We start from the raw sequence: 20,244 nt of genomic DNA, 5'->3' as shown, positions 1-20,244 counted from the left end.
GCTTCTCAACTCCGTCACGCCCACTGCTCCCTCCCTGGAGAAAGGCTCTCCACGAGAGGATACGAGAGGATCGCGGGCCGATCGCGGCCCGGCGCCGGATAATAGGGAATCAACTAGTATTTACCCGCGAACTCCACGATTAGTGGCCATGGGGTCGATTACCCAATAATCGCCGTGCGAGACTCGTCGAGATGTCCCGGACGATACTGGAGTGAGTTGCCATGACCCGATACAGCGCCGCAGCGCTGGACGTCGGCGGAGTCATTTACTATGACGAGCCTTTCGAACTGGCCTGGCTTCAGGGCACCTTCGACCGGCTCCGCGCCGACGACCCGGCGATGACGCTCGGAGCCTTCATCGAGCACGCCGAACGGTTCTATCTGCGCTCCGACGACGGGACACTGCTCGATTCGGACGCGGCGGCGCGGAGCTGGGCGCAGGTCCGGAGCGCCTGGAGCGAGCTGGCCCAGGAGATCCCCGGCACGGTGGCGGCGGTGGCGGCGATGGCCCGGGAGATCCCCACGGTCATCGTGGCCAACCAGCCGCCCGAATGCGCCGACGTCCTGGCGGACTGGGGGGTGACCGAGGCGTGCGACGCCATGTTCCTCGACTCGCTGGTGGGGGTCTCCAAGCCTGATCCCGCCCTGCTCGGGCTGGCGCTGGAGCATCTCGGCACGGCCCCCGCCGACCTGCTGGTCGTGGGGAACCGGGTCGACCACGACGTGGTGCCCGCGCTCAGCCTGGGCTGCCCCGTGGCCTTCGTCCTCGCCGACACCGGCTACCGCTGCCCGCCCGGCGTGCATCCGGACCTCGTCAGGCACTACCGCGCGTTCCGCGCGGTCAGGACGGCGCCGCCGGCCGAGGGAGAGCAGGTCAGGACCATCGCGTCCCTGGCCGCGCTGAACGCCGGTCCCGGCGGGCGCTGACGGTCCCGGCGGGCTCCGGCAGGAGGGTGCGGGTCGGGGAGCGCCCGGCGGGCTCCGGCAGGAGGCTGCGGGTCGAGGAACGCCCGGCGGCGGGGGCCGGGGCCACCGGCTCCGACTGCGGCCGGACGCGACCGGGAAGCCGTGATCAGGCCCACCGGCGGGGGCGGCCCTGCTGCTGGGAGTACACCCGCGCGGGACGCCTGCGGAGCCGCAGCAGGAGCTCGTGGGCGATGCCGGCTGCGGTGACCGCGCCGTAAAGGCAGGCCAGCGGCCAGACGAAGGGCGACTCCGGCGCGGTGCGGTGCCGGTCCCACTCCTTGCGGAACCCCGCGCGCACCTGGTTGCGGCCGGCCTCGGTCCGGCCCTGCCAGTACGCCCGCCGCAGGAGGTAGCTCAGCCGCAGGCGGTTCTGATCCACGTCGTGCACCACGGAGCAGTCCGGCAGCAGGCGTTCCCGCCCGCCGGCCTCCCTCATCAGGCTGATGAAGGTGGTGTCCTCCCCGGACTGGAGGTTGCCGCCGGTACGGCTCAGCGCCAGGTCGAAGCGGAGCCCGTGGGCGTGGGCGAAGGCGGTGTCGACGGCCATGCAGGCCCCCCAGATCTTGATCTCGCCCCTGTCGCGGTGCCAGCCGACGAGGTGGAACTGACCTGAGGTGAGGTACCAGGGCAGGGGCCAGGCCGGCCGCCGCAGCCGGACCCCGGCCATGTGCGCGCCGCCCCGCAGGGACTCGCGGATCGCGGTGACGGCCGCGGCGTCGAGCCGGACGTCGTCGTCGACGAACAGCACGTGGTGCCCCGGCCACCGGGCGAACACCCTGTTCCGTGAGGCCGATATCCCGCCGGTGGCGCCGAGGATGTGCATGGTCCCGCCCGCGGCGCGCACTTCGTCGGCCACCTGTTCGGCCTCGGCGCTCGTAGGCTTGTCGAGCAGCACGAAGTATTCGTCCCCGGACAACTGCGCGAGGTTATGGCGCAGGTTCTTGCGTACGTTCTCGACGCGGAAGGCGCATATCGCCACCACCATCGGATGGTCGGACGGATTGGACTTGCCCACAGTCGTGCTGTCTCCCATGGTCCCCTACCGGTAAGCGCTTCAGGCGACACGAAAAGGTGAGAACAGCCTAGCCATTTTTTTATGGGGAAATTTCTAGCTTTTCTTCCGATCGGTTTCTGGGCGGACTGTTAGCATGATCGTGCCTCAATGTTATTTGGGCTCCGAAGCCTCGTCCTATTTCGGCAAGGTGGATCAGGGTATGCACACACCAGCACGTCGGCTGTCGGCGACGGATCCGTCGCTGACCTATCGCGGCGCGGTCTCCCTCCAGGAAGTCGACGGCGGCACAGCGCCCTGGCGGATCCCCTTCGCGGACCGCGCGCTTTTCTTCCCGGAGGGCGGCATGGGCCGGGCCGCGATGCCCTCGGGCGTCCGGGTGACGTTCGTGACCGACGCCACGTGGGTGCGCTGCCGATATTCCGCCCGGCCGGCCCCCGAGATGGACGGGCCGCCCGTCGTCGGCCACGTGGACGTCGTGGTGGACGGCGATCTGGCGGCCAGCGTCCGGCTGGAGACCGGCGGGACGGTCGGCGAGTTCCTGGTCGAGGGCCTGCCCGGCGGGGACAAAAAGGTGGAGCTCTGGCTGCCCTGCCTGAACCAGTTCGTCATGCACGGAATGGAGGTGCCCGCGGACGCCACGGTCCGGCGGGACGTCGAACCGGCTCCGAGGTGGGTGCATTACGGCTCCTCCGAATCCCAGGGACGGGGGGCGCTCTCGCCGAGCCGCACCTGGCTCGCCACGGTCGCGAGATCCCTCGGGCTGGATCTGACCTCGCTGGCCATCGGGGCGGGGTGCCATCTGCAGCCCCTCTACGGCTCGCTCATGCGAGACCTTCCGGCGGACCTGCTCACCTGCTGCGTGGGCATCAACATCTACGGCACCCGCAGCCTGAACGAGTTCACCTACCAGGCGAACCTGATCGGGTTGGTGCGGAGCGTGCGGGAGAAGCATCCCACGACCCCGTTCGTCGTCATGTCGCATCACCATTCGCCCTGGCATGATCCCCTGGAGACCCCCGGTGTCTTCTCTCTGAAGCAGGTCCGCGAGCACACTCGGCTGGCGGTCGAGCGGCTACGCGAGCACGGCGACGAGAATCTGTTCTATCTGCACGGCCCGGATGTTTTCGGACCGGAATGGACGGCCCTGTATCTGGAGCCCCCGGGGATCGACCCGCTGCATTTCAACGCCAGGGGCCACGAGATCATGGCCGAGGCCTTCCAGCGCGGCCTGCTCGATCTCGTCCCCGGGTTGAGGCCGGTCCCGGCCCGGATCAGTTGACGTTCTCCTTCCGGACCTCCGGCGGCCAGGTGCCGGCGGCGAGGATTCCCATGGAATAGGCTTTGGCCACGAGAGCGGGGCGATTGGGCACTCTGAGGTTCTGCAACATCTTGCTGACGTGATACTCGACCCCCTGGCGGCTCAGATAAAGTTTGGCCGCGATATGTATGGTGCGCTCTCCGGCGGCGATGCTTTCAATGATCCGGACATCCAGTTCCGATAGCGAGAAGTTGGTGTACATGCTTTTCCCCTGTTCAAGCATAAAACTCTCTCGGTCTGTCGTTAAGGTTTGCTCCCGAATCGCTTCCGGGTAATCGCCCGAACCGCCTCCCGGTGATCGCTTTCACATGCCTGCGGACAAATCGAGATTATTAATCATGGCCATGGTGGAGCGCAGCGCGAGATTTCGGCATGACCGTGGACCGGACAAGTGGACTGGGCGGCGGGAGTCTAGGATCTGGCTTGCGCACACAGTTGACGGGGAGTGCCGATGACGTGGCGCTGCGCGACTCCGCCGCATCCTTGGAGCCGACCAGGGATTATTCTGACAATGTCCACAATCGGTTGTGCACCGATAAACAGAGGGCGTCGAGAAGGCGCAAGCAGCCCGACACGGCCCGCCCAATACACTATTGAAATCATCATGTCAAGCCTGGGCATGGCTATGTCAACTTCCCCTGTCAAATGCGATCCGTCCAGACCCCGAATGGTCCAGATCGACTAAAATAGTGCCATATTGACCGGTAAGAGTGCCATGTCGCCCGGCGAGATATTAACCTCCGAAGGACTCTTAGGGGATCTACTAGAGCGTCGGCCGCAGGCATTCACGTCCGGCGCATTCGGGGATAACGTGCTTGTCACGGCGATCGTTGCCGGACGTGACGGGGCCCGGACATCGCTGGTCAGACCGGTGCCGGGCGGCCTCCGGGCCTGGCCGGGAGGGGCGCCGCGGATCGCGGCCGGCACGCCGGCGCCGGGGCCCATCGGCACAGGGAGCGGTTCTGGGGCGATCACCAAGATTGCGGAATAAGCCACCGGCGCGCGGCCGATCGCCGGGCGCTCATCGTCAAATCGTCAACTTGTCAACGCCCGCCGCCCGTGCGGGAGACAATCACCGCGATCTCGCGGATGAACCGGGCGGAATACGCCCGGCCTCCACTTCTACGCGATTTCCCGTCCGGATGGGTGACCGGTGCGTTCAGCGGTCCACCGGAGCGCGGGCGGCGTGAAACTCACCGCCACCGGACCCCACGACGGTGATCCGGACGCCGCCCGCGTCCACGATGGTGATCCGGACGCCGCCCGCGCCGCCGAGCACGTCCGCGGCTCCGCAGCCGTGCTCCTCCGGCTCCATGGTCAGGACCCGACCGGCTCCATGGTCAGGACCCGACCGCCGACCGCCTCCCGGCGGCGATCCGCTGCCGGGCCGCCTCGTAGAGGACCGCGGTCGCGGCGTTCGCCGCGTTCAGCGAGCTCGCGGCCCCGGTCATCGGGATGCTGACCATGTGGTCGCACAGCTCACGCCACGCGCTGCTGAGCCCGGTGGTCTCGTTGCCGATCAGCAGCAGCGTCGGCTGGGTGAAGTCGAAGTCGAAGACGTCGCACTCACCGTGCTCGTCCGTGCCGACCAGCACCATCGGCCTTCCGTGCGCCCGCTGGGCGTCCACCCAGCCGGTCACCTCGCCCGGCGACGGCACCCGGACGGCGGGCAGGGCGAACAGCGAGCCGGTGCTCGCCCGGACCGACTTCGAGTCGTACACATCGGCGGCGTGGCCGGCCACGATCAGCCCGTGCGCGCCGAAGGCGTCCGCCGAGCGGATGATGCTCCCGATGTTCCCCGGGCTCGTCGGCCGGTCGAACAGGACGCCCAGGAAGTCGTCGTCGACCCTGATGCGGCCGAGGTCGTCGGCGGGCATCCCCACGACGGCGATGACCTCGGGCGGCGTCTCGTTCTTCTCGCCCAGGTCCGCCAGCATGTCCGGAGCCATCGAGATCCGCTCGGTCCGCACCGTCCGCAGCAGCTCCTCCGCCCACTTCGACAGGTTCCGCTTCCCGTCGTAGATGAGCGCGTGGATCGGCCAGCCGTACTCCACCGCGAGCGAGATCGGACGGACGCCCTGGACCAGGAACTCCCGAGCTCGGGTCCGCTTGTTGCGGTTGGTCAGCAGCGACTCCCACTGCTGGAAACGAGCGTTGCGTGAGTTGATCCGTTGGACCGCTGGCACCTGTCCTCCAAGGCGATATGACCACTTCGATGCGGCCCAAGCATCGTACGCTGGCCGACCCCGGGCGGCGGGTGGCTGCCCGGAGCCCGGCCGCCCTACGCGACCTGCGCGTATTCACGGACCACCCCGCCGGGGCGGGCGCCGGATGACCTTGGTACCGCCCCGCAGGGGGCGAGAAGGGCCCGTGGCGGAGCGGCCGGAGGCTCAGCCGCAGGGGCTCATGATGACGGCGAAGCCCTTGAGCAGGCCGACCGTGCCGAGGAAGAGCGCAAGGGCCACCACGGCCAGGGTGACGCCCTTGCGCACCACGGGCTGGTAACGGGTGAGGCCGGTGGCGACCTCCCAACCGGCTCCCAGGGCGACGAGCGCCGCGAGACCGCCCAGGCCGATCCCGGCGAGGTCGGTGTAGCTACAGGAGGTGACCTGCCCGTTGACCGTCAGGGTGTTGGACATGTCGACGCGCAGGACGACGGCGAGCACGCCGATGACGAGTGCGGCCCAGGACTTGGACGATGCCATGCGGAGATTCACGGCACGGAATCTATTCACGCCCGCTTGAGCGTGGCTTGCGGCTGGATGGAAGGGGCGTGACCGCCGACCGGACACCCTCCGGGGGGCGGCGCGGCCGGCACCGCTCGCCGGGACGGCACTGCCCACGCACACCGGGGCCGGCCACCGCCTCAGCCCGCCGCCGAACCACCGTCCGGAGGGATACGTGATGGAGGGCATGAGATACCGGGTTCTCGCCGTCCTGCTCCTGCTGACCGCCGCCGTCGTGGCCACTCCCGGTACGGCGTGCGCCTGCTCCTGCGCGCCGCTCGAACCGCAACGGCAGGTGGAGGAGTCGGCCGCCGTCTTCACCGGGACGGTGGTGGCCGCCCGCCGGCTCAAGGGCGACCCCTCCGGTCCCACACCGCCGATCGTCTACACCTTCCGCGCGGACCAGGTCTACAAGGGACGGGCGGACGCCGAGTTCCAGGTGGCCACCAACGCCGACGAGGCCGCGTGCGGCTACCGGTTCACCACCGGATCCCGGTATCTGGTGTTCGCCTCCGCCGGGGAGTCCGGCCTGTTCGCGATCGACCCGGGCGTGCCCCTGCACACCTCGCTGTGCGCCGGGAACCGGATGGTCCGTCCGGGCGTGGCCCCCCTGCGGGCCGACGACGGCGCCCAGAGCGGGGCGCCGCTCACCGCCGGTCTCCTGACCGCTCTCGGTACGGCCACGCCCCCGGCGTCCTCGGCGCCCTCGGCCGCTCCCCCCGCGCCCAGCACGTCCGGCGACGGGCCGGGCCCGTCCTGGATCCATGGAGGCGTGGCCCTGGCGGCCCTCGGCCTCGCCGCAGCGGGGTGGCGGCTCCTCCGGCGAGGCAGGGCCGTGTAGGGGGCTCCCTTCCGGCGAGGCAGGGCGGCGTAGGGGGCTCCCCTCCGGCGCCACCGGCGCCCTCACTCGCTCCTCACGCGGTGGGCCGCCGGGCCGCCTCCGCGTCCGGTGGTTCAGGCGTGGCCCTGCGCGGGGACGCCGGGCCGCCGGCCCCAGACGGCGATCGTGGCCATCCCCAGATCGCGGAAGTCCGGATCGCTCAGCCGGGCCCGGGTCTCGTCGATCATGGCGGTGGTGATCCCGTCGATGGCCTGCAGGGCCGGGGCGAGCTGGTCGATGGTCAGCTTCCAGAAGCGGCTCATCGGCCGGTCCCCGCCGACGACCGAGTGAGCGACGTCCATCTCGACCCCCACCAGCCCCACCCGGCTCAGACGGTCGTGCAGGGCCCGGGGCCACCGGCAGTCGGTGCCGATGCGCTCGGCCAGGGCCGTGAAGACACCCATGCTCGTCTCGCGATAGGCCGTGTGCGGTGAGGATTCGATGGGGAACTCGGCCGGCTCCTCCAGCATCAGCCAGCCGCCGGGGGCCAGCCAGCTGACGACCCGGGCGAGGTCCAGTTCCCGGCTGCGCAGATGGCAGAACAGGTAGCGGGCGTGGATGAAGTCGAAGGACCCGGGAGGGAAGTCGTCACGCGTCAGGTCGTGCTGGAGCCATGACAGGTTGGCCCGCTCTCCGTGCCGGTCCTCGACGAGCCCCAGATCGAGATCGGTGGCGACCACGGTGCCCCGGGGGCAGCGCTCGGCGAGCCGGCGGGCCACCGTACCGGTCCCCGCGCCCAGCTCCAGACAGCGCCAGTCGGACCGGAAGGGCAGGGATTCCAGCCGCCTGAACGACGCCGGATCCAGTTCCTGGGACAGCGCGTTCAGGCGCTCGTCCTCGGTCACGGTGGCGTGGTTGAAAACGCCATCGCCATAACGCTCGACGAGTTGCTGCGTCATCGGTGCGACCTCCGGGTAGGAGATGCTGCTCCCTGAGGGGAATCGTTATGCCACGGACCGGATGGAGCAGAGGCGGTCCCGTCCACGGATATGACGACATTCACGGGGCGGTGGGAGGCCACTGCCCCGCCCCACCGAGAATTCCAGGGCCGCGGCAGGCCGTCTTCTTCGAAAAAGGGATCTCCGGCAATAGGGGTGAGGGCTCCGTCCCCGCCGCCATTGTCCGCACAATTCGGAAAAGGCGGAGGCAAGGACGGCGCAATGCGGAATAGGGGTGGCGGCCGCAATACGGAAGATGATCGGCGAGGATCGGGACACTCATGCTTGGGGACGAACCGTCTCCGGCAGACAGGACCGACGATGACCATTACCACTTCTCTGGCCGGCCTGAGCTGCCGATTCGAGAACGCGGACCCCGGGGCGAGTCCGGCCGGCCGGGTGCTGGGCGCGGTCGGATACTCGGATCGGGCCGGTGGTCCGGTCGTCCGGGACGGCCATCCGTCGCTGACGCTGTCGATGCGCGACGACGGGAGCCCGGCGTTCACGGAGGTGTGGCGGACCACCGCGGACGTGACGAGCGGGCGGCACAAGGGCCTGGCGTACGCGCACGACGGGGAGTATCTGTTCTGCTGCGGGCGGATCGAGGAGACCGCGGACTACGTCACCTCGACCGAGGCCGCCTACCTGGCGGCATTCGAGCTCATCGAGCTGCTCGGCTACCCGAACGTCGTCCGCGTGTGGAACATGGTCAACGAGATCAACGACGTGGACGACGGCGGCCACAACGTGTACACCCAGTTCTGCAGAGGCCGCGCGGCCGCGTTCGAGCAGCGGCAGATGTCGGAGCGGCTCATACCCGCCGCCACCTGCGTGGGGAGTCACGGCGGCGGTGTGGCGTTCTATTTCATCGCGTGCCGTTCGGCGCGGGTGACGAATATCGAGAATCCCCGGCAGACCCCCGCCTACCGCTATCCGCCGAGATACGGGATAAAGTCGCCCAGCTTCGCCCGGGCCACCTACCTGTCATCGGGGAGCCCCGTCCGGTCCGATTACCTGTTCGTCTCCGGGACCGCCAGCATACTTGGCTGCGAGACCGTCTATAAGGGCGACATCGAACGGCAGTGCGCCACGACGCTCGACAACATCTCGGTGCTCATCGGCCCGGGGAATCTCGCAAAATATGGAATCGGCGCGGACCTGACGCTCCAGGACCTTGATTCCGTGAAGGTCTACGTGAAGCGCGACGCGGACATACCTCTCGTGCGGCGGATGTGTTCCGGCGCTTTCTCCGGGGACGCCGAAGTCACCTATCTGAACGTGGACATATGCCGGGACGACCTCCTGGTGGAGATCGAGGGGATGGTCACGCCGGAGCGCCTGACGGCCTCCGGCGGAGCGTGAACCCACCGGACTCCGGGACCGGTCCCCCCGCGCGGCACGGGCGTGGGGAGGCGGGTCCGGCCGGCCGGTGAACCGCGGGCCGGCTCCGCCGGGATTCCGATGATCCGTCGGCAGAAAACCAGAAATCACAGCATCACGGGCAGTGGGCGCGGATTACTCTGAGATCAAAAGGCGCTGGCCGCGGCTCTCGACCTCCCCCTCGCGATCGTCGACGCCACGACGTACACGGAGGCCGGCTATGTCGGCGAAGACGTCGAGGGCATGTTCAAGGACCTCCTCAAGGTGGCCGGCGGCAACCGGGAGGCCGCCGAGAGCGGCATCATCTACATCGACGAAATAGACAAGCTCGCCGGCAAGTCGGTCAACCCCAGCATCACGCGCGACGTCTCCGGGGAGGGCGTCCAGCAGGCGCTGCTCAACATATTGAGCGGGACGGACGTCACCTACGACCCGAAGAGCAACCGCAAGCACCCCTCCAGCGACCGCACGGCCGTCAACACCGAGGGGATCCTGTTCATCGGCGGCGGGTCGTTCGAAGGGCTCACCCGCATCGTGGCCGACCGCCTGGTGCGGACGCGGCTGAAGACACCGCAGCAGGTCCCGGCGGAGCCGGGGAGGATCCTGACCGAGACCGGTCAGGAGGACCTGATCGCCTTCGGGCTCATGCCGGAGTTCGCCGCCCGGTCCACCACCATCAGCGCCTTCGAGCCGCTGAGCGCCGATCATCTCCGCTCCATCCTGCACTCGACGCCGCAGTCGCCGATCCGGCAGTACCAGGCGTTGCTGAGCGAGCACCGCTGCGATCTCACGGTCACCGACGGAGCGGTGGAGGAGCTCGTCCAGCGGGCGCTCAGGGAGCAGGCGGGGGCGCGCGGGCTGCACCGCGTCCTCGACCGGACCATGCGCGACGTGCTGTTCCTGCTCCCCGGCAGGAAGGACATCCATTCCTGCCTCGTGGACGAAGACGTCGTCAGGGGAGCGCGCCCCGCGACTCTCCTGGACAAGAAGGGGCGGCCGGTGGCCGTGAAACGCGACCGCGTCTTCATCAGCTACAGCAGGAAGGACCGCGCGTGGCTGACGGAGCTGACGACCATGCTCGGCCCCCTGATCCGCAACAACGCGCTCAACATCTGGTACGACCAGGAGATCAAGCCGACCGCCGTCAGGCGGACGCCTCGGGAAGGCGGACGTCCTGGGGAAGGCGGAGTCACGCCCGCGGCGCGCCGGGCGGCACACCGCGGGCGGGTGGGGTCCTACCAGTTGGCGGGCAGCCCCGGGACGGTGGGGGGCAGGGCGTGGCCCGGCGGGTGGATGACGTAGACGACGCCGCCACTGCTGGAGCTGCGCAGCCAGATGTTCTCGAAGTCGGCCCGCGGGTAGATCCGGCGCACCGCGTCGTTGCTCGGCGAGGCGGGGTCGTTGGCGATGACGTCGCCGGTGGCGGTGAAGCCCACCACCACCATGATGTGGCCGTCGGTGCCGTATCCCGCGCCGGGCAGTTCGCCCTTCTTGAACGACTGGGAAGTGATCACCGGGATGCCGGCGGCGATCAGGCGCTCCAGCTCGGTCAGCGAACGCAGCCGGGTGATGAACCCCTCCATGCCGTAGCGGCCGGCGTAGGCGGTGTTGAACGGCCAGTTGCCGGCGCCCTGGTAGGCGTGGTCGTAGGTGTATCGGGCGGCGTAGTCCACCTCGGGATTGGGGTCGGACGGGTCGACCCAGGAGGTGTCCTGCGCGCTGGGCCACCTGCCCCAGTAGCCGAGGACCATCGTGGTCGAGGTCGGGCTGCACCACGCCTGACCGCCGCCGTCCCACTCGGGGTAGTGGCCCTGGTGGATGCTCTGGGAGCGGCGGGGCACGTTCAGCTCGGTCCCCCACGCCCCGCCGCCGGGACTGACCGGCACTGTCTTGCGCTCGGGGACGGCCGAGGCCATCGCCCCCAGCGTCCGCACCTTCGGCGTCACGGCGGAGCCGGGCGTGCGGTGCAGCGTGACGCGCAGCTGGTAGGCGGTGACCGCCCTGCCCGCCGCCGCGACGAAGGTGTCGACGGACACGGTGCCGTCGGCGTCGGCCTGGCCCGGCACCGAGGTGCGCCGGATGTCGGCCTCGCCGTAGGCCCAGCGGCCCATGACGTACCACTTGGTCAGCCCGGCCGCGTGGCGGCCGCGCATCTCGACCTGCAGCCAGCTACCGGGCGGGGTGTCGGCGGTCCAGGAGGCGATCAGCTCCGTCGCGGCGAAGCCGACCTGCTGTTCCGGGCCGGTCCAGCGGGCGTACTCCCAGGTCCTGGTGCCGAGCGCGTCGGTGTAGGAGGTCGTCCCGGCCGGGGAGGCGAAGGACAGGCCGTCTCCGGCCGTCACGCCTTCGGCGGTGCCCGTGGTGAAGGCGGCCCGCTGGTAGACGACGTTCACCGGGCCGGGTGGAGGTTTCGCCTCGGCCGCGGCGGAGCTCGCGGCGGCGGTCGTGAAGGTCGTGGTCAGCAGGACGGCGGAGACGAACACGCTCAGCACGCGCATGGGCTCACCCTTGCCTGGGGGGCTCTCGACCTCCCAGACGGTAGAGCCCCGAGGGCGTTTCCCGCATCGGGGAATTTACGTATCGCGACCCGATGCCTCCGTGGTCGGACGCCTCCGCGGTCGCCGGTGACCATGTGGCCGTGCCGTGGGATCGCCGGGCGACCAGGTGGATCTCGGGGGGCACGCCTCTACCATTGGGATCGTGATCACTGATCGACCGCCCGCGGACCGGGCACAGGCCGGGTGGCCCGGTGGCGGGTGATCGCCCGGCCCCGCCCACGGAGCGGCGTGCCCCGGTCTCACCCGCGGAGCGGCGTGCCCCGGTCCCGGGCACGGTGAACGGGTCCGGTCACGGCGGCGGCCGGGACGGCCGGTGAGGACGGCCGTGGGCCGGGAGCTGCCGCACGAGGAGGTCGGGCGTAGCTGGGCCGCCGCGCGCGGACCGGCTCAGGGGCTGCACGTGGACACCGCCGCGTGCGGGCGGACCAGCCGGGCCGTCCGCGACCGCGTCGCCGACCACCTCGCCCTTGAGGCCGGAGTGGGCGGATACGTCGCGGAGGCCGCGGTCACGGAGGAGCTGCGCGGAGCACGTGACCTGCTGGGCGCCCTGCTGGGCTTCGACGGCGACGACCTGGCCTTCGTGGAGAGCGGGTCGGCCGCGCTCGCGCAGTTGCTGGCCTCGTGGCCCGTCGAGACCGGGGACCGCGTGTGGGTGCTGCCCAGCGAGTGGGGGCCGAACCTGGCGGCGTTCGGCGACCGCGGGCTGCGCGTGGAGCTCCTCGCCGCAGACGGCCAGGGGCGGTTGGATGTGGAGGCCCTCCGCCGGCGGCTGGCCGCGGACCGGCCGGCGATGGTGCATCTCACCGCCGCGGCGGCGCACCGCGCGCTGGTCCAGCCGGTGGCGGAGGCCGTGGCGGTGTGCGAGCCGGCCGAGGTGCCCGTCGTGGTCGACACCGCTCAGGCGCTGGGCCAGATCGACCTGCCGACGACCGGCTGCGCGGCGGTCTACGGCACGGGCCGGAAATATCTCTGCGGCCCGCGCGGTGTGGGCTATCTGGGGGTGCGGGATCCGTGGCAGGCACGCCTGATCCCCAGAGCCCCCGCGCTCGCCGTCGGGGCGTGGCCCGGCGAACAGCGGCCGGTACGCCGTCTGGAGAGCCGTGAGGCGTCCGTCGCCGGCCGTGCCGGGCTGGCCACCGCACTGCGCGAATATCACGGGCTGGGCCCCGCCCTGATCAGGGAACGGCTGCACGCCGTCGGCTCCGCGCTCCGCTCGGCGCTCGCCGGTCTCCCCGGCTGGCGGCTGCGGGACCCGCTCGACGCGCCCGGCGCGATCGTGTCCCTGGAGCCGCGGGAGCGCGGCCACGACGTCGGACGGACCCGTGCCGGACTGCTCCACCACGGGGTGGTCAGCACCGTCGCCGGAACGGAGCGGGCGCCGCACGACATGACCCGTCCGGTGCTGCGCTTCAGCCCGCACGTGGACATCACCGTCGACGACATCCACCGTCTCGCCGCCCTTCTGGCCGGACTCGGCGCCTGACCCCGTCCCGCGCGGACCCGCCGGGGACCTTGAGTACGCTGCCACCCGCCGGGACTCCTGAGTACGCTGCCACCCGCCGGGACTCCTGAGCGCGCTGCCGCCCGCCTGATCGCCGCGGCGCCGCGGCGAGGCGCGACGCCGCTGCCGCTCCGGCACCACTGCCTGTCCGGCACCCGTGATCCCCGGCACCGGCAGGACACATGCCTGCGTCCCGCGCACGGCCTCCGGGGCGGACCGGAGGCCGGGCACGGGACGCGCCGCCTCTCCCTTCAGTCTCTCCTCTCAGGTCACTCGCCCTTCTCACCCTCTCCTTCCAGGCCTCTCAGTCTTTGAAGTACTCCACCAGCACGGGCGCGAGGGCCTTCATCGACACGTTGTGGTTCTGCTCCTCCAGCGGGCGGTGCCGCGCGGTGGGGACGGCCTCGGTGAGCTCCCGCGCCGCCTGTCGCCGCACCGCCGGGCTCCTCTCCCCGGCCATCACGAGCGTCGGCACCGTGATCAGGCCCAGCTGCCTGACCGGTAACGAGTAGTCCCCCATCACCGCGGCGTCGTAGGGCAGCGTGTTGGCCACCGCCTTGAGCCGTGACCACCGGGGCAGCAGCCGCATCGCCGCCACGAGCACCGAGGGGACGCCGACCACCTTCGTCATGAAGTAGGCGGCCGCCTCGCTCCGCCGCCCGGCCGCGACCAGCCGCGTCAGCCGCTCCTGGTGATCGGCCGGTGGCCGGCGGCCACTGCCACCGGCCACGAACGGTGGTTCGTACAGCGCCAGCTTGTTGATGGCCAGGCCGTGCGCCGCCGCCTTGAGGGCGAGGACTCCCCCGGAGGAGATGCCCCACACCGACGCCGACCCGCCCACCATGTTGATCATGGCGTCGAGATCTTCGATCTCCCGCTCCACCGCGTACGGCTCCCTGTCCCCGCTGTCGCCCCGGCCTCGGCGGTCGTAGTTGACGACGGTGAAGTGCCGCGACAGCAGCCCGGTCAGCTCCACCATCCCCGGCAGCGCCCGGTGGCTGAGCGCCCCGCCCACCAGGATGAGCGCCGGCCCCTGCCCCACCCGTTCGAAGGCGATGGCGGTGCCGTCACTCGAAAGGACTTTGCTCATGGCGGTGGCCGCGCCGTTGCCCGACGCCATCTCAGTCATGGGATCCCCTTCTGATCGTGTAAGCGGTTCTGGACGCGGGCGTACGTCCGCGTCCAGCGACCGGTCACGCGGGGTCCCGGCGGCTGGGCGTGGATCCACGCGCCGGCCGTCTCCCCGCCGCCCGGCCCGGTCGCCGGTCTCCCCGCCGGTCCGCCCAACGCCTTCAGTCCGCTCTCCGAATAGAACATTCCATCTCCATTCCTGATGTCCGTAAATTCGCCGACAATTTAAATTCGACACGATTCTCGGGTCCGGCGGTCCGGCCGCTTTCCTCCTCCTTTCCCAGGTGGAGCCGCCGACGGAAATCCATGTGACCTTTTCCCGAGGCCCTTCCTCCGTCCTTTCAGCTGTCCTCGTAAAGACAACTCTGCGCGTTCCGGGGTTCCGGAACCAGGGATTTCGGAGACAGCAAGTTGCCCGCGGTCGACCACTTCCTGCCAGCCGGACGTCAAAATGGGCACGTCCGGCGTGCGGACGTGCCCATTCTTGGATCACGACAGGTCAGGGGTCGGCGCGGGACCACCTCTTGCGGGGGCCTACCGCAGGAAGGCCGCGGCGACGCCGGCGTCGACGGGGATGTGCAGGCCCGTGGTGAGCGACAGCTCTCCGCCGGTGAGGGCGAAGACCGCGGCGGCGATGTGCTCGGGCAGCACCTCGCGCTTGAGCAGGGTGCGCTGGGCGTAGAACTCGCCGAGCTTGTCCTCCTCCACCCCGTACACCGCCGCCCGGTTGGCGCCCCAGCCGGAGGCGAAGATCCCGGACCCGCGGACCACACCGTCGGGGTTGACGCCGTTGACCCGGATCCCGTACTGGCCCAGCTCGGCGGCGAGCAGGCGGACCTGGTGGGCCTGGTCGGCCTTGGCCGCGCCGTAGGCGACGTTGTCAGGCCCGGCGAAGATCGAGTTCTTGGAGGAGATGTAGACGACGTCCCCGCCCATCCGCTGGTCGATCATGACGCGGGCGGTCTCGCGGGAGACCAGGAACGAGCCGCGGGCCATCACGTCGTGCTGCAGGTCCCAGTCGGCGACGCTGGTCTCCAGCAGCGACCGGGACAGCGACAGCCCGGCGTTGTTGACGATCAGGTCGACGCCGCCGAGGGCCAGCACCGCCTGCCGTACGGCCGCGACGACCTGCTCCTCGTCGGTGACGTCCGCCTGTACGGCGGTCGCGACGTCCTCGGGCCGGTAGGCCCGGGCGCCGAGCTCGGCGGCGACCTTCTCGGCCGCGGCGAGGTCGCGGTCGGCGACGACCACGCAGGCGCCCTCGGCCGCGAGCCTGCGGGCGGTGGCGGCACCGATGCCCGACCCGCCCCCGGTGACCAGCGCGACCCGGGTGGCCAGCGGCTTGGGCGCGGGCATCCGGCGGAGCTTGGCCTCCTCCAGCTCCCAGTACTCGATGCGGAACTTCTCCGACTCCTCGATCGGGGCGTAGCTGGACAGCGCCTCGGCGCCGCGCATCACGTTGATCGCGTTGACGTAGAACTCCCCCGCCACCCGGGCGGTCTGCTTGTCCTTGCCGAAGCTGAACATGCCGACGCCGGGGACCAGGACGATCGCCGGGTCGGCGCCGCGCATGGCGGGCGAGTCCGGGGTGGCGTGCCGGTCGTAGTAGGCCGCGTAATTCTCGCGGTAGGCGGCGTGCAGCTCGCCCAGCCGTACCGTGACCTCGGCCAGCGGCGCGTCGGCGGGCAGGTCGAGCACCAGCGGGGCGACCTTGGTCCGCAGGAAGTGGTCGGGGCAGGAGGTGCCGAGCGCGGCCAGCTCGGGGTGGCGCTCGCGCGACAGGAAGTCCAGGACCTCCTCGGTGGCGGTGTAGTGGCCGACCTGCCGGACGTCGGTGGAGGCCAGGCCGCGGATCACCGGGAACAGGGCGGCGGCCCGCTCGCGCCGGGCCTCCTCCGGCAGCGCGCCGTAGCCGGGCCTGACCGGTCCGAACGGCTCGGCCGCGCCGTGCTCGGCGATGTGGGCCTCGGCGGTCCGGATGATCCACAGCGAGTTGGCCTCGCACTCCTCGGAGGTGGCGCCCCAGGCGGTGATGCCGTGGCCGCCCAGGACGCAGCCGACCGCCTCCGGGTGGGCGTCCTTGATGGCGGCGATGTCCAGGCCGAGCTGGAAGCCGGGGCGGCGCCACGGCACCCAGACCACCCGGTCGCCGAAGATCCGCGCCGTCAGCTCCTCGCCGTCCGCGGCGGTGGCGATCGCGATGCCCGCGTCCGGGTGCAGGTGGTCCACGTGGGCGGCCTCGACCAGGCCGTGCATGGCGGTGTCGATCGACGGCGCGGCGCCCCCCTTGCCGAAGGCGCAGAAATCGAACGCGGCGACCATCTCGTCCTCGCGCTCCACCCCCGGATACACCTGGGCCAGCGCCCGCAGCCGGTCCAGCCGCAGTACGGCCAGGCCCGCCTCGGTCAGCGTGCCGAGGTCGCCGCCCGACCCCTTGACCCACATCAGCTCCACCTCGGACCCGGTCACCGGGTCGACGGCCGCTCCCTTGGCCGAGGTGTTGCCGCCCGCGAAGTTCGTGTTGCGCGGATCCGCGCCGAGCGCGTGCGAGCGCCGCAGCAGCTTCTCAACCGGCGAAGTCATGGAACATCCCCCACGGATAAACAGTGATCTCTCGATGTGCCGTCCCGCGCCCCGGCATGGGACGCGTCCGGCGGGACGGGTGCGGCGGTCAGGCGCCCCAGCCCGCCTGGGTGCCGCCGACACGCTCGGCGACGATCTTCTCGGAATAGCCGGAGCGGGCGTAGGCGGCCATCGGGTCGGGGTCGAGGCCCATCTCCTGGCGCAGCTCGGCCAGCAGCGGCCGGACGTCGGTGCTGTAGGCGTCCATCAGCACGGCGTTGGCGCCCAGCACGTCGCCCTCGGCCTGGGCCCTGGCCAGCGCGTCCCGGTCGATCCGCAGCGCCTTGGCCGTGGCCTCCTGGATGTTCATCACCGAGCGGATCTGGCCGGGGATCTTCGGCTCGATGTTGTGGCACTGGTCGAGCATGAACGCCACCCCCTGCTCCGGCCCGGCGTACCGGCCGGAGAGGGCGCCGCCGCGGATCACCTCGTACATGATCCGGAAGAGCTGGAACGGGTCGGCCGCCCCCACCATCAGGTCGTCGTCGGCGTAGAAGCGGGAGTTGAAGTCGAACCCGCCGAGCTTGCCCTCCCGGAGCAGGAACGCCACGATGAACTCGATGTTGGTGCCCGGCGCGTGGTGCCCGGTGTCCACCACCACCTGCGCCTTGTCGCCCAGCCGCAGGCAGTGCGCGTAGGCGGTGCCCCAGTCGGGCACGTCGGTCACGTAGAAGGCGGGCTCGAACAGCTTGTACTCCAGCAGGAAGCGCTGCCCCTCGCCCAGCCGGTCGTAGACGGCCGCCAGCGCCTCGGCCAGCCGGTCCTGCCGGTCGCGGATGTCGTCCTGGCCGGGGTAGTTGGTGCCGTCGGAGAACCACAGCTTCAGCGTGTCGGAGCCGGTGGCGTCCATGACGTCCACGCACGCCAGCAGGTGGTCCAGCGCCTTGCGCCGCACCGCCGGGTCGGGGTTGGTGACGCTGCCCAGCCGGTAGTCGTCGTCCTGGAAGACGTTGGAGTTGATCGCACCGATCCGCACGCCCAGCTCGGTCGCGTGCCGGGCCAGGTCGGCGTAGTCGTCCACCCGGTCCCAGGGGATGTGCAGCGCCACCGTCGGCGCGACCCCGGTGAAGGCGTGCACCTGGGCCGCGTCGGCCAGCTTCTCGTAGGGGTCACGGGGCACGCCCCGCTGGGCGAACACCTTGAACCGGGTGCCGCTGTTGCCGTACGCCCAGGACGGGGTCTCGATGGCCTGCGCCCGCAGCGTGGCCCTGATGTCGCTCATGAACTCCGGTTCCCCTCTCCGACTCTCTGGACTTAAAAACGTTTTAGAGGATCGGACGGGACGCTAAACCCGGCGATCCGGCCCTGTCAATGGGGGATGAGCAGCCCGTACCCAATGCGTTACGCCTCATGTCGGGCGCAGGGTGGCGCCCGGCCGGGCGGCGTGTTTGGATAAGGTCTCCGCGAGCTGAGTAACACGTTTTAACGACACCGGGACCGGGAGGGCAGTTGGGCACTGTCAGCATCAAGGACGTCGCCCAGCTCGCGCAGGTCTCCCCCGGCACGGTCTCGAACGTGCTCAACCGGACCACCTCGGGCCGGCTGCCCACCTACAAGCTCGGGCAGATCGCCGCCGAGCTGCTGCTGGAGGAGTGCGGCGCCCCCGCCGCGCACGCCCACCGGCAGATCATGTTCCAGCCCGAACTGGTCGTCCGCGAGTCCACCGGCCGGGCCGGGCGGGGCGGCGACCACCCGACGAGCAGTGATGAGTGACGGATGAGCGTATATGCGGCAGTGGACCTGGGTGCCTCCAGCGGCCGGGTGATGACCGCGCGGATAGCCGACGGCCGGGTGCGTCTCACCGAGGTGCACCGCTTCGCCAACCGCCCGGTCCGGGCCGGCGGGACCCTGCACTGGGACATCCTCGCCCTGTACCGGGGAGTGCTCGACGGACTGCGTGCGGCCGGTCCGGTCGACTCGGTCGGCATCGACTCCTGGGCGGTCGACTACGGCCTGCTCGACGGCGCCGGGCGGCTCATCGGCAACCCGGTGCACTACCGCGACGGGCGGACCAACGGGATCATGGAGCGGGTCGCCGCAGACGTGGGGGCCGAGGTGCTCTACCAGGTCAGCGGCCTGCAGTTCCTGCCGTTCAACACGGTCTACCAACTGCTCGCCGAACCGGATCTCGGCCGGGCCGAGACACTGCTGATGATCCCCGACCTGCTGACCCACTGGCTGACCGGCTCCGTCGGCGCGGAGGCCACCAACGCCTCCACCACCGGGCTGTACGACGTGCGGACCGGTGGCTGGGCCCGCGGGCTGGCGGACCGGCTGGGGCTGCCGGCCGGGATCCTGCCGGAGCTGCGGCGGCCGGGGTCGGCCGCCGGGACGCTCCGCGCCGAGGTCGCCGCGGAGACCGGGCTGCCCGGCTCCACCCCGGTCACCGCGGTGGCCTCGCACGACACCGCCTCGGCGGTCGTGGCGGTGCCCGCCGTGACCGACCGGTTCGCCTACATCTCCTCCGGCACCTGGTCACTCGTCGGGCTCGAACTCCCCCGGCCCGTCCTGACCGAGGAGAGCCGCCTGGCCAACTTCACCAACGAGGGCGGCCTGGACGGCACCATCCGCTATCTGCGCAACGTGATGGGCCTGTGGATCCTGCAGGAGTGCGTGCGCGCCTGGGGCGACGCCGGCCTGCCCGAACTGCTCGCGGCCGCCGCGCGGGCCCGGCCCTTCCAGGCGGTGATCGACCCCGACGACCCCGCCTTCCTGCCGCCCGGCGACATGCCCGCCAGGATCGCCGCGTTCTGCGAGCGCACCGGCCAGCGGCCCCCGGACGGCAGGGCCCAGACCGTGCGGTGCGTGCTGGAGAGCCTGGCCCTCGCCTACCGCCGGACGGTCCGCGACGCCGTACGGCTCAGCGGCCAGGACGTGGAGGTCGTGCACGTGGTCGGCGGCGGTGCCCGCAACGCGCTGCTGTGCCAGATGACCGCCGACGCGACCGGCCTGCCGGTGATCGCCGGCCCGGTGGAGGCCGCCGCCCTGGGCAACGCGCTGGTCCAGGCCCGCGCCCAGGGTGTGGTCTCCGACATCCGCGCCCTGGTGCGGCGGGGTGAGCAGCTCGTCACCTACCGCCCCGGGGCCGAGGAGGAGGCATGGGCCCGGGCCGCGGCCCGGCTGGCCGATCGCTGAGCGGCGGCGCCGCGGCAGAGCTGAGTGGCGTCGCGAACACCGTCGCCACCGAGCTGTTTGACATGTCGCCTGCCC

General features: G+C 70.8%; 18 protein-coding genes. 8 read left to right on the top strand and 10 right to left on the bottom strand.

The features are described from left to right. The first annotated feature begins 221 nt into the window (after window positions 1–221). A complete protein-coding gene (locus ACWDS7_RS32510; protein WP_451932362.1) occupies window positions 222–926 on the top strand; it encodes an HAD family hydrolase in 705 nt (234 codons plus the stop codon). 145 nt (window positions 927–1,071) lie between these two features. Here ACWDS7_RS32510 and ACWDS7_RS32505 read toward each other — a convergent pair whose 3' ends face one another. Further along, window positions 1,072–1,998 (bottom strand): hypothetical protein, encoded by a 927-nt coding sequence (locus tag ACWDS7_RS32505; protein WP_451932361.1) that lies wholly within the window; start codon window positions 1,996–1,998, stop codon window positions 1,072–1,074. Between the two features lie 181 nt (window positions 1,999–2,179). Between ACWDS7_RS32505 and ACWDS7_RS32500 the strand changes: the two genes are divergently transcribed. Continuing rightward, window positions 2,180–3,259, top strand: coding sequence for a GDSL-type esterase/lipase family protein (locus tag ACWDS7_RS32500; protein WP_451932360.1), 1,080 nt, complete (start codon window positions 2,180–2,182; stop codon window positions 3,257–3,259). Here the strand turns inward: ACWDS7_RS32500 and ACWDS7_RS32495 are convergent. The 4 genes from ACWDS7_RS32495 to ACWDS7_RS32480 all read right to left on the bottom strand — a co-directional run bounded on the left by ACWDS7_RS32495 (window position 3,252) and on the right by ACWDS7_RS32480 (window position 6,015). Beyond that, window positions 3,252–3,500 carry a LuxR C-terminal-related transcriptional regulator gene (locus ACWDS7_RS32495; RefSeq protein ID WP_306860747.1) on the bottom strand — a complete coding sequence of 83 codons (249 nt, stop codon included), beginning with the start codon at window positions 3,498–3,500 and terminating at the stop codon, window positions 3,252–3,254. The two genes, ACWDS7_RS32500 and ACWDS7_RS32495, sit on opposite strands and share 8 nt — an antisense overlap. Window positions 3,501–4,457: 957 nt before the next feature. Next, window positions 4,458–4,613, bottom strand: a complete 156-nt coding sequence (locus tag ACWDS7_RS32490; protein ID WP_451932359.1) for a hypothetical protein — start codon at window positions 4,611–4,613, stop codon at window positions 4,458–4,460. Window positions 4,614–4,638: 25 nt separating this feature from the next. Next, on the bottom strand, window positions 4,639–5,484 hold the full coding sequence (locus ACWDS7_RS32485; protein WP_451932358.1) for a TrmH family RNA methyltransferase: 846 nt from the start codon (window positions 5,482–5,484) through the stop codon (window positions 4,639–4,641). Window positions 5,485–5,688: 204 nt separating this feature from the next. Then, a complete protein-coding gene (locus tag ACWDS7_RS32480) occupies window positions 5,689–6,015 on the bottom strand; it encodes a hypothetical protein (protein ID WP_306860754.1) in 327 nt (108 codons plus the stop codon). Window positions 6,016–6,211: 196 nt separating this feature from the next. Between ACWDS7_RS32480 and ACWDS7_RS32475 the strand changes: the two genes are divergently transcribed. Then, the gene (locus ACWDS7_RS32475; RefSeq protein WP_451932357.1) at window positions 6,212–6,865 is read left to right on the top strand and encodes a hypothetical protein; all 654 of its coding nucleotides are present in this window, start codon (window positions 6,212–6,214) and stop codon (window positions 6,863–6,865) included. A gap of 113 nt (window positions 6,866–6,978) precedes the next feature. Here the strand turns inward: ACWDS7_RS32475 and ACWDS7_RS32470 are convergent, their stop codons facing one another. Continuing rightward, window positions 6,979–7,803 carry a class I SAM-dependent methyltransferase gene (locus ACWDS7_RS32470; RefSeq protein WP_451932356.1) on the bottom strand — a complete coding sequence of 275 codons (825 nt, stop codon included), beginning with the start codon at window positions 7,801–7,803 and terminating at the stop codon, window positions 6,979–6,981. Window positions 7,804–8,163: 360 nt separating this feature from the next. On the opposite strand from ACWDS7_RS32470, the gene ACWDS7_RS32465 reads away from it, so the two are divergent. Beyond that, the gene (locus tag ACWDS7_RS32465; protein WP_451932355.1) at window positions 8,164–9,204 is read left to right on the top strand and encodes an FkbO/Hyg5 family chorismatase; all 1,041 of its coding nucleotides are present in this window, start codon (window positions 8,164–8,166) and stop codon (window positions 9,202–9,204) included. Window positions 9,205–9,378: 174 nt separating this feature from the next. Beyond that, window positions 9,379–10,524 (top strand): AAA family ATPase, encoded by a 1,146-nt coding sequence (locus tag ACWDS7_RS32460; RefSeq protein WP_451932363.1) that lies wholly within the window; start codon window positions 9,379–9,381, stop codon window positions 10,522–10,524. On the opposite strand, the gene ACWDS7_RS32455 is transcribed toward ACWDS7_RS32460, so the two are convergent. Beyond that, window positions 10,458–11,720: a C39 family peptidase gene (locus ACWDS7_RS32455; RefSeq protein WP_451932354.1), complete on the bottom strand. Its 1,263-nt coding sequence runs from the start codon at window positions 11,718–11,720 to the stop codon at window positions 10,458–10,460. The genes ACWDS7_RS32460 and ACWDS7_RS32455 overlap by 67 nt on opposite strands. Before the next feature lie 373 nt (window positions 11,721–12,093). On the opposite strand from ACWDS7_RS32455, the gene ACWDS7_RS32450 reads away from it, so the two are divergent. Continuing rightward, window positions 12,094–13,263 (top strand): aminotransferase class V-fold PLP-dependent enzyme, encoded by a 1,170-nt coding sequence (locus ACWDS7_RS32450; RefSeq protein WP_451932353.1) that lies wholly within the window; start codon window positions 12,094–12,096, stop codon window positions 13,261–13,263. Between the two features lie 322 nt (window positions 13,264–13,585). Here ACWDS7_RS32450 and ACWDS7_RS32445 read toward each other — a convergent pair whose 3' ends face one another. The 3 genes from ACWDS7_RS32445 to rhaI form a co-directional block, all read right to left on the bottom strand. Continuing rightward, window positions 13,586–14,410, bottom strand: a complete 825-nt coding sequence (locus ACWDS7_RS32445) for an alpha/beta fold hydrolase (RefSeq protein ID WP_306860771.1) — start codon at window positions 14,408–14,410, stop codon at window positions 13,586–13,588. Between the two features lie 536 nt (window positions 14,411–14,946). Next, window positions 14,947–16,995, bottom strand: coding sequence for a bifunctional aldolase/short-chain dehydrogenase (locus ACWDS7_RS32440; protein WP_451932352.1), 2,049 nt, complete (start codon window positions 16,993–16,995; stop codon window positions 14,947–14,949). An 88-nt stretch (window positions 16,996–17,083) separates the two neighbouring features. After that, window positions 17,084–18,256: an L-rhamnose isomerase gene (gene rhaI, locus ACWDS7_RS32435; RefSeq protein WP_451932351.1), complete on the bottom strand. Its 1,173-nt coding sequence runs from the start codon at window positions 18,254–18,256 to the stop codon at window positions 17,084–17,086. 227 nt (window positions 18,257–18,483) lie between these two features. Between rhaI and ACWDS7_RS32430 the strand changes: the two genes are divergently transcribed. Together ACWDS7_RS32430 and ACWDS7_RS32425 are read left to right on the top strand one after the other, a co-directional pair. After that, window positions 18,484–18,747, top strand: coding sequence for a LacI family DNA-binding transcriptional regulator (locus ACWDS7_RS32430; RefSeq protein ID WP_451932350.1), 264 nt, complete (start codon window positions 18,484–18,486; stop codon window positions 18,745–18,747). 3 nt (window positions 18,748–18,750) lie between these two features. After that, window positions 18,751–20,169, top strand: a complete 1,419-nt coding sequence (locus ACWDS7_RS32425) for a rhamnulokinase (RefSeq protein ID WP_451932349.1) — start codon at window positions 18,751–18,753, stop codon at window positions 20,167–20,169. The last annotated feature ends 75 nt before the right edge of the window (window positions 20,170–20,244 follow it).

Source organism: Streptosporangium sp. NPDC003464, assembly GCF_053588315.1.
This window is presented reverse-complemented; position numbering and strand designations above follow the sequence as displayed.

What these genes read in the sequence shown, in the direction of transcription:
- ACWDS7_RS32510 (WP_451932362.1), top strand. Translation starts at nt 222, where the DNA reads ATGACCCGATACAGCGCCGCAGCGCTGGACGTCGGCGGAGTCATTTAC.
- ACWDS7_RS32490 (WP_451932359.1), bottom strand. Translation starts at nt 4,613, where the DNA reads ATGGAGCCGGAGGAGCACGGCTGCGGAGCCGCGGACGTGCTCGGCGGC.
- ACWDS7_RS32445 (WP_306860771.1), bottom strand. Translation starts at nt 14,410, where the DNA reads ATGACTGAGATGGCGTCGGGCAACGGCGCGGCCACCGCCATGAGCAAA.
- ACWDS7_RS32470 (WP_451932356.1), bottom strand. Translation starts at nt 7,803, where the DNA reads ATGACGCAGCAACTCGTCGAGCGTTATGGCGATGGCGTTTTCAACCAC.
- ACWDS7_RS32495 (WP_306860747.1), bottom strand. Translation starts at nt 3,500, where the DNA reads ATGTACACCAACTTCTCGCTATCGGAACTGGATGTCCGGATCATTGAA.
- ACWDS7_RS32465 (WP_451932355.1), top strand. Translation starts at nt 8,164, where the DNA reads ATGACCATTACCACTTCTCTGGCCGGCCTGAGCTGCCGATTCGAGAAC.
- ACWDS7_RS32425 (WP_451932349.1), top strand. Translation starts at nt 18,751, where the DNA reads ATGAGCGTATATGCGGCAGTGGACCTGGGTGCCTCCAGCGGCCGGGTG.
- ACWDS7_RS32455 (WP_451932354.1), bottom strand. Translation starts at nt 11,720, where the DNA reads ATGCGCGTGCTGAGCGTGTTCGTCTCCGCCGTCCTGCTGACCACGACC.
- ACWDS7_RS32500 (WP_451932360.1), top strand. Translation starts at nt 2,180, where the DNA reads ATGCACACACCAGCACGTCGGCTGTCGGCGACGGATCCGTCGCTGACC.
- ACWDS7_RS32475 (WP_451932357.1), top strand. Translation starts at nt 6,212, where the DNA reads ATGAGATACCGGGTTCTCGCCGTCCTGCTCCTGCTGACCGCCGCCGTC.
- ACWDS7_RS32440 (WP_451932352.1), bottom strand. Translation starts at nt 16,995, where the DNA reads ATGACTTCGCCGGTTGAGAAGCTGCTGCGGCGCTCGCACGCGCTCGGC.
- ACWDS7_RS32505 (WP_451932361.1), bottom strand. Translation starts at nt 1,998, where the DNA reads ATGGGAGACAGCACGACTGTGGGCAAGTCCAATCCGTCCGACCATCCG.
- rhaI (WP_451932351.1), bottom strand. Translation starts at nt 18,256, where the DNA reads ATGAGCGACATCAGGGCCACGCTGCGGGCGCAGGCCATCGAGACCCCG.